8 protein-coding genes are annotated in these 12,377 nt (G+C 50.3%); 5 read left to right on the top strand and 3 right to left on the bottom strand.

What is annotated here, in order from left to right; translation table 11 throughout:
- The first annotated feature begins 107 nt into the window (after positions 1-107).
- Both ACOQOZ_RS18415 and ACOQOZ_RS18410 read left to right on the top strand, forming a co-directional pair.
- A complete protein-coding gene (locus tag ACOQOZ_RS18415; RefSeq protein WP_420589613.1) occupies positions 108-416 on the top strand; it encodes a c-type cytochrome in 309 nt (102 codons plus the stop codon).
- 2 nt (positions 417-418) lie between these two features.
- On the top strand, positions 419-1,840 hold the full coding sequence (locus ACOQOZ_RS18410; RefSeq protein WP_420589612.1) for a D-arabinono-1,4-lactone oxidase: 1,422 nt from the start codon (positions 419-421) through the stop codon (positions 1,838-1,840).
- 192 nt (positions 1,841-2,032) lie between these two features.
- On the opposite strand, the gene ACOQOZ_RS18405 is transcribed toward ACOQOZ_RS18410, so the two are convergent.
- On the bottom strand, positions 2,033-2,881 hold the full coding sequence (locus ACOQOZ_RS18405) for a phosphatase PAP2 family protein (protein ID WP_420589611.1): 849 nt from the start codon (positions 2,879-2,881) through the stop codon (positions 2,033-2,035).
- A gap of 134 nt (positions 2,882-3,015) precedes the next feature.
- Between ACOQOZ_RS18405 and ACOQOZ_RS18400 the strand changes: the two genes are divergently transcribed.
- Together ACOQOZ_RS18400 and ACOQOZ_RS18395 are read left to right on the top strand one after the other, a co-directional pair.
- The gene (locus tag ACOQOZ_RS18400) at positions 3,016-3,918 is read left to right on the top strand and encodes an alpha/beta fold hydrolase (protein WP_420589610.1); all 903 of its coding nucleotides are present in this window, start codon (positions 3,016-3,018) and stop codon (positions 3,916-3,918) included.
- A gap of 180 nt (positions 3,919-4,098) precedes the next feature.
- A complete protein-coding gene (locus tag ACOQOZ_RS18395; protein ID WP_420589609.1) occupies positions 4,099-5,184 on the top strand; it encodes a BMP family ABC transporter substrate-binding protein in 1,086 nt (361 codons plus the stop codon).
- 81 nt (positions 5,185-5,265) lie between these two features.
- Here the strand turns inward: ACOQOZ_RS18395 and ACOQOZ_RS18390 are convergent, their stop codons facing one another.
- The gene (locus tag ACOQOZ_RS18390; protein WP_420589608.1) at positions 5,266-8,280 is read right to left on the bottom strand and encodes a ricin-type beta-trefoil lectin domain protein; all 3,015 of its coding nucleotides are present in this window, start codon (positions 8,278-8,280) and stop codon (positions 5,266-5,268) included.
- 492 nt (positions 8,281-8,772) lie between these two features.
- Between ACOQOZ_RS18390 and ACOQOZ_RS18385 the strand changes: the two genes are divergently transcribed.
- The gene (locus tag ACOQOZ_RS18385) at positions 8,773-10,527 is read left to right on the top strand and encodes a GGDEF domain-containing protein (protein ID WP_420589607.1); all 1,755 of its coding nucleotides are present in this window, start codon (positions 8,773-8,775) and stop codon (positions 10,525-10,527) included.
- Here ACOQOZ_RS18385 and ACOQOZ_RS18380 read toward each other — a convergent pair.
- Positions 10,520-12,316 (bottom strand): diguanylate cyclase, encoded by a 1,797-nt coding sequence (locus ACOQOZ_RS18380; RefSeq protein WP_420589606.1) that lies wholly within the window; start codon positions 12,314-12,316, stop codon positions 10,520-10,522. The two genes, ACOQOZ_RS18385 and ACOQOZ_RS18380, sit on opposite strands and share 8 nt — an antisense overlap.
- Between the last annotated feature and the right edge of the window lie 61 nt (positions 12,317-12,377).

The raw sequence follows: 12,377 nt of genomic DNA, 5'->3' as shown, positions 1-12,377 counted from the left end.
GCCAGAAGCAATCAGTACAATGTTGATCGGCTTTTTATTTGTACCATCGTTCCATTTTAGGTAATCTTTAGCAGGTCACCAATAACAACATCCTGCAGATAATAACGATGACGAGTATCACCATGCGCAATTCTTTATTCTGGCTGCTGTGTCTGATCAGCCCGATGACCCTGGCAACCGACGATTACACCATTGAACTTTACGACCTGTACTGCACGGCCTGTCATGCCGTGGATGCATCCGGCGCTCCCCAGGCGTTTACTGACGAGTGGGAAGATGTACTGGATAAAGGCATGACTGAAACGGTCAACAACGCAATTGCTGGTGTTGGCAACATGCCAGCGATGGGTACCTGTAATGAATGTACGCCAGAAGATATTGAAGCGCTGGTGCGTTATATGGCGACGGAGAAATAACCATGAATTTTGATCGTATTCCAATGAGTCGTCGTAACCTGCTGAAAACTGCAGGTATTGGCTTATTGGCCGGTGGAGCAACCACCGCCTGTTCAAACCAGGAAAAGAAAACAGCGCCTGCTGGCATCATTGGTAAGGACGGCAAGCGAGTACTGCCATGGAGCAACTGGTCTGGTAACCAGAACTGTCAACCCAACGAGCGCTGGGTACCTAAAAACGAAGAACAACTACTGGATGCTATTCGTGGTGCTAACCAGAATATTCGTGCCGTAGGTTCCGGCCATAGCTTCTCAGGCCTGGTTCCGACCGATCAGACCTTACTATCTTTGGCCCGTTTGCGTGGTATTGAGAACGTTAATCCGGAAACCATGGAAGCCGATGTATGGGCCGGCACTCGTTTATCTCAAATCGGTAAGAAGCTGTGGAAACACGACATGTCGATGCTGAACATGTCTGATATCGACACTCAGGCTTTTGGCGGTGCACTGGCAACATCAACCCACGGCACCGGTAAAGACCTGGGAACCCTGTCGACTCAGGTGACCCAGCTGCGGATTGCCGATGCCGCAGGCAACATCACCGAGTGTTCAGCCAACAATAACGCAGATCTGTTTAATGCCGCCCGTAACAATCTGGGTGCTCTGGGTATTGTCACTAAAGCCCGCATCAAAACCGATAAAGCGTATTACCTGAAAGAACACAGCTGGATGATGTCGAAAGACGAGGGCCTGGAACGCGCGGAAGAATTGCGCGACAAGCACCGTCATTATGAAATGTACGCTCTGCCACACGGCGATTACATGCTGGGCATCAGTCTCGATAAAGTTGAAGAGAAAGATATTCCGACCGAACCGCCAAAAGCCAGCGGCGATGCTTATGAAGCGTTCCGCTTGTTATCCAATGTAATTGATTATGCTCCGTTCCTGCGGGCCTGGTTGGTTAACATGGGCGCCAGCGGTGTTGAGCCGGAAACCCGTTACGGTAAATCGTGGGAAATCTACGGCAATCTGCGTGATATTCGTTTTAACGAAATGGAATACACAGTACCTGCAGAAGTCGGCCCGCAGTGTTTGCGCGAGATTCTCGATACAATCGAGAAGCAAAACATCCCGGTCGTATTCCCGATTGAAGCGCGTTATATCAAGGGCGACGATGTATGGCTGAGCCCGTTTTATCAGCGTGATGGCTTTGCCATCAGCTGCCATAACTTTCATGACAAAGACTATAAAAAGTACTTTGCTGCGATTGAGCCAATTTTCTGGAAGTACGACGGCCGCCCACACTGGGGCAAGATCCATTCTCTGGATGCCAATGAATTTGCTGCTCGTTACGATCGTTTCGAAGACTTTAAACGCATTCGTCAGGAAATGGATCCGGATGGTCGCTTCCTGAATGACCACCTGCGTTACACCTTAGGCGTTTAACCCAAAGGTCAGAGGAGTAACCCAAAGAATACGGAGTTTCAGGTAAAGGATTACCAGTGCACCTGAAATAAGCTATGGCTTATCTCATGCAAGGGTAAAATTCGCGTCAACGATTTCACCCTGCTTTCAGCGGCATTTTATGGCCGCTTTTTTATTGCCGATCATAAATAATCCGACAGAAAAATTATCAACTTAATGCGAACTGTCGATATGGTGTTTATTGCGGTTAATCAGCTTCAGAGCCAGTAATGCCAACGCAGTAATCACAACCGTTGCCAGAATGACACTGCTGCCTTCCGCAACAAACATACTGAATAATTCGAACGCTCTGGCCATATGTTTCAGATTCAGCGCCAGCACAATCACAATAAATACCAGACACAAACGGAATAACCATTTACCGATCATTTCGCTGTTATTCAGTTTAAATCGCGCCCAATAAAAGCCGGCTCCCATTAAACCACCCCAGACAATCCCGGCAGCAATATCCATCAGTAAATGCTGCTTCACCAACACCGTCGACGCCATAATGGTCAGCGGCATCCAGATCAGCCATAACATCGGTCGGCCGAATTTCATAAACAATAAAATCCAGCAGTACAGATTTAATGATACGTGCAGGCTCGGACAGTTATTGTAGTCAGTATCGCTGTACTGTTGATGGTAGGTAAGTCGTGAAAAAATATCATTGCCAGTGGCGTAGTCTTTATCCATATAAACCGGGAAAAATTTAAACACCAGAAACGCCAGCGACATACCAATAATAAAGATACTGGCACCCCAGAAATAATCCGCTCTGTGTTTAAACAGCAGCATCGGAACAAACACAAAGATATAACCCAGAGTATAAGGAACAATAAACTCGGGAATTAAAGGCACCAAGGCATCCCATTCGCTGTTACCGTAAAAGGACGTTTCAATACTGTGGCCGCGTTGTCCCCACAAATAACCCACTTCGAAATAGATAAATACCACGATCCCCAGTACTACCCGTTGCCAGACAGGTAAGCCCGGGCGCAAATGATCAGGCGGGTTTAACACCGTTATCTCCTTATTTTTCTACAACATTACTCAACAACTTTTCTTACATAACACGCAGTTAGGCAAGATTGTCCCTGTTCAGGCTGACGGGGATATGCACAATAACAGCATTCATGGAACTTGGAAGTATACGCATGTTAATCAACTACTGGCAGAATCTCAGTGATCTGATCAATGGTGAGCACTGGAGTCTGCCACTGGAAACCGTTAAGCAGCGTCATTGCTTAACTGATTCACGCTTTATCGACATTGATGGCATGCAGATTCATTATCGCGATGTTGGGAATGGCCCGGTGCTGCTGTGTATTCATGGTATTTTTTCTTCATTACACAACTGGCTCGACTGGACTGATATTCTCAGTGATGAGTACCGAGTTATCAGTCTTGATATGCCGAATTTTGGCATCACCGGCCCACACCCGAACGGTTTAACCAAACACCTCTACAGCAATTTTCTTAATGCTTTTACCGATGCGCTGGATATTCAGCAATGTACCATTGCCGGTAATTCGCTGGGCGGATGGATGAGTTATGAATTTGCTTATCGGTATCCGGAAAAAGTCAGCAAACTGATTCTGATCGACAGCGCCGGCTTTCTGTTTATTCCGCCCATGGCACTGGTTGGTATGGGAATACCCTTCGCAGGCTGGTCACTTAATCACACCGCCCTGCCGCGCCAACTGGTACATAATCTGGTGAAGGGAACATACGCCCAGCCACAGAAGCTGACGACCACTATCCTGGATCGTTATTACGACATGATGCGGCGCCCTGGAAATCGCCAGGCAGGCACCCGGGTCATTGCCTATATTCGCAATCACGTCGGCTTCGATACCTCTTACCTGGAGCAAATTCAGCAGCCAACACTGGTGATGTGGGGCAAGCAGGATAAATGGATTCCAGCCAGCCACCTGCAAAAATTTGCTGATCGGATTCCTGGTGCCAAAGCCATTATGTACGACAATTGTGCTCACTTACCGATGGAAGAATTGCCCCACGAATCCGCAGCCGATGCCCGATATTTTCTGCAAAGCTGACAATTAAGCGGAAAATTCGTCGTTTTCCGCCACCCCTCCGACTAAAAAACACCCAGATGTAAACCTAAAAGACTGACTCTGCTTTCGCCAGCGACAGAGTCAGCAGTTCCGTTTGATTTTTGACCAATCAATCAGGAAAATGCGCCGCCTGTTTTTTGTACTTTGATTTGTAGGTTACCAATGCTGCAATTTTCCAGTCGTTCCGGCGCCGTTATCCGCTCTATGCTGTTGGCCATAATATTTCTGACCACATTGCCAACTCAGGCTGCAATAAAAGCGGCATTTATCTATGTTGGCCCGGCCAATCCGGTTGGCTGGAGCCACCAGCACGAGCTGGGCAGACAAGCAATCGAACGCCAGTTCGGCACTCAGGTTGAAACCAGTTTTGTTGAGTTTGTGCCGGAAGGCCGTGGATCGCGCGAGGTACTGCAAAAGCTGGCAGACGAAAACGACATCGTCTTCGCAACCTCACTGGGTTATATGATTCCATCGGCCAGCATTGCCCGTAAAAACCCTCAGGTTAAATTCGAACACGCAACTGGTAACCGCAGTGCCGATAATCTCGCAAACTATGCAACCCGTGCCTACGAGCCGCGTTATCTGGCTGGCATCGTCGCTGGCAATATGACCCGCAGTGGCAAGATTGGTTACGTTGCGGCTCATGCCGTGCCGGAAGTGATTCGTGGCATTAATGCATTTACGCTCGGCGTTAAAGCTGCAAACCCGGACGCTGTCGTCGAAGTTGAATGGGCCAAATCCTGGTACGCCCCAGAGAAAGCCACCCAGCTTGCCAACAAACTGATGGATAAAGGCGCCGATGTGATTACTCATCACACCGACTCTCCGGCAGTGGCTGAAGCCGCGGAAAAACGTCAGGTTTATGTGATTGGCTATCACTCCGATATGTCAGCTTATGCACCGAAATATCACCTGGCTTCTGTGGTTCATGACTGGGCGCCTTATTATGTCAAACGCATTCAGGCCGTTCTGGATAATCGCTGGGCCAGCAGCAGTGAATGGAGCGGTATGAAAGAATCAACCTCCAGGCTGACCAACCTCAGCGATAACATCCCGCCGCTGATTCGTGCTGAAATCGAGCGTGTCCAGGCCGAAATTATGGCCGGAGAAAAGCAGATTTTTGTTGGCCCGATTGTTAATCACCGTGGCCGTACCCGAGTTAAAGAAGGACAGTCATTAAGCGACGATGAGCTGGACCGGATGAACTGGTACGTTGATGGCGTAAAAGGTTCGCTGCTTTTTTTCTGATCATAAAAAAAGCCCTGTGAGATTACTCCCACAGGGCCAACGCCTGACTAAGGCCGTCTTAAATCGTTAAAATTCTCTGCATTAATTCAGTGTGCCGTGCCAACGCTGATTAGCGTTACCATGACCACGGAACATAATCAGCTCATTACCCGCAGCGTCCAGCGCCTGACCGGTATTCAGACGAGCACGAAACATATTGCCAGAGAAGTTAAACTGCTGGTTTTTATTGTTGGCATCACAATCCCAAACCTGAAGTTTGGAATGATCATTGGTGTTACCAGCCGGAATATCCAGGCATTTTGCACCGGCAATTTTCGAAATCACCAGACCCGTCGCCGGATCGTATTTCCATTGCTGATTGTCGTTGCTGTTGCAGTTTTCTACCCGGACTTTGTCGCCGTTATTACCACCCGGTGCAGTAATACACTGGCCTGAGCTCTGCACCCGGAACTGTGCCCAGCGGCCTTCCGGATGCTGCAGACGTAACTCCCATTGCTGGTTCGCCCCGCCGTGATGGCTCCATTGGCCAACGTTTGCACCGTTACCAGTTCCAAATGCATCCGCAACAAACTGACCATTGTGCTTGTTGGCGATTTTGTTACCGGAATAGGTCCAGCGCAGGTTGTTATGATCGATACAATCCCAGATCACAATCTCACCACCGTCGCGCAGGTGACCACGGTTATCCAGACACTTATTCGGATTGGCTTTGTTACGGAACATCTGTGCCTGCTTGTCCCACTGCCACTTCTGATCATTAGCGGTTAGCTGACAATCCCACAGCTGTACATTCACACCGTTGTTCAGATTGTTATCGTCACCCGGAATGTCCATACACTTACCACTGCGACGATCGACAATCGAAACATAGCTGGCCGCCGGATCGATATGTTTGGCCGAGTTGTTAGCCACCGAGCGTTCCCACATCTGCAGGTAAGCTTCAGCCGAGTTCATGATTGCATCATAAACACGACGGCTGGCCTGGTTACGGATGTCTTCCAGGTGATCCGCCAGCAAGCCGTAGTGAGCAATCCCGTCTTTGTTGTAATCAAAGATACGATTACCGGTTTTCTGCTTATCAATGCGGGTGCCAAACTCGGTTTCGAACGGGTAAATCAGTGGGCTGTTGTCAGCGGTATTACGAGGACCTGCCTGGGAACCAATACCACCCATATCGGTTGAGAAAGCCACCGCGTTCAGGAACTCAGTGTCTTCCATTAACGACAGGTACGGGCTCAGACTGCCTTCGATACCATTAGAGCTGCCGTTATAACGCGCCAGGAATCCACCGGCTTTGGCAATGCGCTCATGCAATTTATGTGGACGCCAGCCCGGAGCGTGATTGAGGTGACTGTGAGTCGACACCACACCGGAATAATTGCGGCTTTCGACGATGTCCATAATCGAGCGCGCGGTCTTCGTCGAGGTATGATCCAGTTCGATGATCATGCCCTTGTCAATCATCCGGTTCACCAAATAATTACCCAACTCACTCAGACCATGACGATTACAGTGGAACACACTTTCGTCATAGGTCGGATTCAGACCAATCACATTAAGAATATCTTTCAGCACTGGCAGTTTGCCGATCAATGGGAAACCGGAAGTGAACTTAGCACCCTGAGTTTCTGCATCACAGCCCTGGGTTTCGAAGAAACGACCGGTCGATAACTTCTGACCGACGTTGATGAAACCATCTTCCATCCGTGCGCCACCAAGCTTGTTATCAAAGCGGTGTAACGGGTACATCACACGTACACCGGCGTCGTAGATATCACGCAGCTGGCGCTCAATGCTTTCTTTATTACAGTGGCTGTCTTTAAGGCCACAGTTGAACAGTTCAGAAGCCTCAATCCCCATCAGAACCGCCAGCTTACCGTCAGCAATCACCTGACGTGCCTGAGCCGGAGAGGTAACGATACGGAAGAAGCCTTTCCCCGGACCGCCCTGTTGGGCATCAATATAATCCTGCATTTCGCGTAAACGCTGAATCTGCAAATAGATACTGGCCATGGTGTTACAGTTATTCGGATTGATCCAGCTGGCCGGATTCACCGTTTTCTGCACATTACACAACACCTCGTTTTCCACCAGGTGAGACACCAGAATCCGCTGTCCACCTTTGTGTGCACGTTCAATCCACTTGTAGTACTGCTGCATGTGAGAGATTTGCTTGTGGTTTGGCCAGAATGGGAAATCCGGATAACCACGGGTGTCGTAGCGATGATTCACATCGTCATAACCCATCAGGTTTCCGATAATATCCAGCGCCCCCCATGGGCCATGAATACCTTTACTGTCATTCAGTGCGTTCTCAATACCGAAGCGATGGAACGGCTTACCATGTAACATTTTTCCGCCCATAAACTCATTCGACGTGATATGGGTATGCGGATCGATAAAGCCTCGCACCGGCTGATCCGCGGCGGTCTTATACGGCTGATTTTCCACCAGATTTAATTCGGCTTCCGGGAACGGTCGGCAATCGCTTTGAGGCACCAGGCGGAACGCCGTTTCATTGTTCAGGTTGGCCGGGTTCAGTGCATCAATAACGTATAAGCCACCGTGGCGGTAAGCACCGATGTTGCCATAGTTATGCTGCAGCACTTTCTTCAGCGCAGGGCCGTAAAAACTGAAGTGAATCTCACCATTATTACCGGAATGGGCGGTCACTTTAAATTCAGCAAAACGCCCGGCATAACGACCAGCCGACACTTCATTCGGCAAATGAGTGGCCAGGTAACGACCATCTTTATCGGTCAGCATGTAATGCGAGAAGCTGGTTGGCTTAAAGTAGAAATGTGCCGCTTCGCCAATGTTGTTGGCGGTAAAGTTATAACTCAGGCCATCGTCGACCAGAGCTGCGGCCTTTTTAAAGCGGCGCATGTATTTGCCGTTTTGTGGCGATTGTACGGCGTAGCACCCTTGAGCCAGACCATAAACGGCATCTAATGCCTGCTGTTCACCCAGGCTGGGAGAAGGTGTTGGCGGAGCTTGAGAAAATGCAGCGGCGTTGGCGGCGCCGAGCAGACCGGCCATTACAGCACCGGTCGCCAGTGCCGAATGACACCAGCGTTTGAGTTCATGATGTTTCATGCTGAATTCCTGTGACGTAACACCGCCTCGGCGGCACGTGGTTATATGAGAGTGGTCGGACAGCTGCAACGACCCCCTCTGTTTTTATTGTTCACTGTTCCCTTAACTTCCAGAGCTGCAGACACAGCTGCACAGAAATCCGGAAGTGGTTTCAGAATGGCAATAATGACCAGGCCATGAGTAGGAAGAATCGGGTCAACCGCTATGCAAAAAAACAGAACTGACATCACACAGCCGAACCCCGACTGTGCAGAAAATAAAAAAACGCTGTGCATTATCTAAAATGCAATAAACAAACTGTTAAAACAATAACTTAGCCAATCATTTCGATGCATAAATGACGCAAAATGGCACCATTCGATGGCTGAAAAACGACCAGTCAGAAATAGTGATTTTCACTGGAAAAATTACGACAGACCATTCGTTTAGCGGTCATATTTCTGTCATGTCAGCGTTATAGGGTGTTACTGATAAGTTTGCTGAGAACTGTTTATGGCGCCACAATTGCTGGAAGTCAGCTTGGATGATCTACTCAGCAGGGAAGCCATATTTACCGTATTACAACCCATCGTTGACCTGCGAAATTTCCAGGCTCTGGGTTATGAGGCCCTCACTCGTGGAGAGCCCGGGCACATGTTGCAGCGGCCTGACTTAATGTTTCAGGCGGCACAGCAATTCGAGCAGGTTCCGCAACTGGAACGTCTGTGTTTGCGCTCAGCGCTGTTCCATTTTTGCCACAGCGATGTTGATGGCTTGTTGTTTATTAACATCACACCACAAAGCCTTGACCAGCTGGCGTTTGAAGAGCGGTTACTGCTGCAGCGGCTTGAAGAGCTGGCAATCAGCCCTTCTCAGGTGGTCTTGGAAATTTCAGAACGCTTTCCGATTACCCAGATGGATCTCTTCATCGACCAGATCGGGCGTCTCAAATCCCTCGGTTTCAGCATTGCCATCGACGACCTCGGCAGCGGTTATTCCGGGCTGAAATTGTGGTCCGAAGTAAAACCGGATTTTGTCAAAATCGATCGCCATTTTATCGACCGGATTGATCAGGACACGGTGAAGCAAGCCTTTGTCACATCAGTGGTGGATTTATGCGAGCAGCTGAAATGCGAAGTTATTGCCGAAGGCATCGAACAACCCGCCGAACTGCAGCTAATCCGTAGTCTGGGCATTCACCTTGGCCAGGGCTACCTGCTGGGGCGGCCACAGATAAAGCCCCAGGTGTTAACCCCCAGTGGAGAGCGCCAGGAACATCGGCGCCGTAACGGCAGCCCGCTGGAGCAACCGGTATCTCAGCTTTGTCAGCCGGCAACCTGCGTCAGCGCCGATGCCAGCCTGGCGGAAGCGGATGAATTGTTTCGCAACGATCAGCAACTGATGTCGATTCCGGTAATCGAAAATGAGCGGCCAGCAGGCCTGTTACACCGTCGCAAGCTGCTGGAAATGTTTGCCCTGCCGTATGGCCGTGCCCTGTACGAGCGCAAGGATGTATCACTGCTGATGCAGCAGGATCCTTTAATTGTCGATGCGGCCATGAGCCTGGAAGCCGTCAGTAAAATCATCACCGACGACGAAGACCATTACCTGCGCCAGCATTTTATCGTCACTCATATGGGGCGTTATCAGGGTGTCGTCAACACCAAGGATTTGCTGAAATGCATCACCGACAGCCAGATACAAAAAGCCCGCTACGCCAACCCTTTAACCTTGCTGCCAGGCAACGTACCTATTGATGAAGAAATTGAACGGCGACTGCGACTCAATAAACGCTTCCACCTGTGTTATGTCGATCTGAATTTCTTTAAACCGTACAACGATCACTACGGTTATCGCCAGGGAGATTCGGTATTACGCTGGTTGGGGAAACTGCTGCAACAACATTGCAGTCAGGAGTGTTTTATTGGCCACGTGGGTGGCGATGATTTTATTGTAATTACCGAACGTGATGACTTTACCGCCCTGTGTGCCGATTTTATCGCCGCTTTTGATCAGGGCAGGCGTGATTACCATAACGAGCAGGACTGGCAGCGTGGCTATATTTGCGGCAGCGACCGCAATGGCAACCATGGCCAGTTTCCGTTATTGGGGATTTCGATTGGTATTGTGCCGTCCTCGCTGATCGATGACGGCAGCGCCCAGCATATGGCGAATCTGGCTGCCAAAGCGAAAAAGCAGGCCAAGCAATTAACCGGCAGCGCTTATTATTGCCTTACCGCACAGCAGACCCAGCCAGCGCTCAGCTGAAACGGTAACCGTTGCGGCCGTTGCGTTTCACTTCATACATGGCTTCATCCGCCTGGATAACCAGCTCTTCCCAGCTGTCTTCCCCCAGGCGGCCAATGGCAATGCCAATACTGGCGGTGACGTTGCGCAAATCCGGATAGTCTTCAAATTTCAGCTGAGTTAATGCCGCCTGCAGGCGCTTGGCGTACACCACCGCGCCAGGTTGATCACAATCCAGCAACAGCAAGGCAAACTCTTCCCCGCCAAGTCGGCCAATGCGGTCCTGGTCCCGTGCCAGCTCACGTAATAACTGACCAAAACGTTTCAGCACATGATCACCGGCCACATGGCCGTGGTTGTCGTTAATGTGTTTGAAGTGATCGAGATCGATCCATAGCAGCGCAACGTTAACCGACAACTCCCCCAGCTGCTGCATCTGCTCAATAAACGCCCGGCGGTTCAGTAATCCGGTTAAACCATCCACATTCGCCAGAATCTGCAGCTGGTTGTTCGCCATCTCCAGCGCATGGGCTTTATCAGCCAGATCACGGGTTCGCAATTCAACCCGCCGCTCCAGCTCACGATTAGCCGATGCCAACTCACGACTGAGAAATTCAATCTGACGGCGCTGCATCACCCTGAGGCTGAGGAAGTTACTGGTCTGAGTCAGAATAAACAGCAGCAGGCCGGTGCCGATCCATGGGCTGCCCTGAATCAGCTGATTATTCAGCATCAGGTCATGGACCACGGCTCCACCCAGAGCAATCAGCCCGGCCAGTAACAGCAATGAACCATGACGGCGGCGCCAGCTGATCTGTAACAACAACACGCAGCCAATCAGCACCACCAGCAACAACATAACGCTGAACAGCCCGAGCAGCTGGGTGAACCACAGCGGTGGCAGAATCAGACACAACAAGGCGCTCAGCGCAAAGGGCAAGGAAACTAACAGGCTGGTGCGACGCTTCAGATCCTGCGGAAAACTGTTATGAATCCAGGCCAGGAAAAACAGCGGGCTGACCAGCATAGAGATGTACGCCAGACGCATATGTAACGTCCAGGGCAGCTGGAAATCCAGTAACCAGTAAAACGGCGCATTACCAACGATGCCGATGCGTAATCCCAGCGCCAGAGCCAGCAATCCCAACCACAACCCCGCACGGTCTTTGGGATCAACCAGATATTCAAGAATCAGCAACCCCGCCATGATGATCATCAATAGTGAGATCAGAGCATCGTACAACTGACGAAAATAGAATCCCTCCGTTAATGGCTGGCGCAGGCCCAGCTCAATCGGTTGCCAGGGGCCACCACTGTTGTGGTGAAAGTTACCAACCTGAAGCACCAGCTGTAATTCGTTACCGGGCACTTCACCTAAAACGGCCCAACGATTTCCAATATAGGCCTCGCCATCCCGGGCTGCCGTAGCAACACGACCACCTTCGGTGATCAGTTTACCGTTGGCAAACAACCGGAAAGCGGTCGACACTTCAGGAACAAACACAGCGTATTCTTTGCCAGGCGGCAGTTGTGTCACTTTCAGGTAGAAGCTGGCGTAACCCTGGCCAGAATGATGCCAGCCAGCGGTACCGCTGGAATCCCAGGTAGAGGGCATAACAAACCAGGGAGGTCCGGGTTGTTGCCATTGTGCGGGGGAGTCGAGTCGCTGCCAGGAAAAACCCCATTCTCCGGACAGCAACAGATTGCCGGATTCCGGCGCCCAATCAGCAGCATTAAGCACGCCCTGGCGGGCAACCGATGCCACGGGGGATGCACTGATAATGGTCGTTGGCACGAGGAACAGAAGCAAAATTCCACACATCATGGCCAAGCGATACGAGCGTAAAAATATTCCCATAGTTCAATTTAAA

It is taken from the genome of Bacterioplanoides sp. (genome assembly GCF_965219715.1).
GTDB lineage: Bacteria > Pseudomonadota > Gammaproteobacteria > Pseudomonadales > Oceanobacteraceae > Bacterioplanoides.
Note: the sequence above shows the minus strand (reverse complement) of the source record. Positions and strands in the feature narration are given on the sequence as shown.

Bases quoted from the DNA above. Each gene is read 5' to 3' on its own strand.
- ACOQOZ_RS18410 (WP_420589612.1), top strand. From the start codon at position 419: ATGAATTTTGATCGTATTCCAATGAGTCGTCGTAACCTGCTGAAAACT.
- ACOQOZ_RS18385 (WP_420589607.1), top strand. From the start codon at position 8,773: ATGGCGCCACAATTGCTGGAAGTCAGCTTGGATGATCTACTCAGCAGG.
- ACOQOZ_RS18415 (WP_420589613.1), top strand. From the start codon at position 108: ATGACGAGTATCACCATGCGCAATTCTTTATTCTGGCTGCTGTGTCTG.
- ACOQOZ_RS18400 (WP_420589610.1), top strand. From the start codon at position 3,016: ATGTTAATCAACTACTGGCAGAATCTCAGTGATCTGATCAATGGTGAG.
- ACOQOZ_RS18390 (WP_420589608.1), bottom strand. From the start codon at position 8,280: ATGAAACATCATGAACTCAAACGCTGGTGTCATTCGGCACTGGCGACC.
- ACOQOZ_RS18395 (WP_420589609.1), top strand. From the start codon at position 4,099: ATGCTGCAATTTTCCAGTCGTTCCGGCGCCGTTATCCGCTCTATGCTG.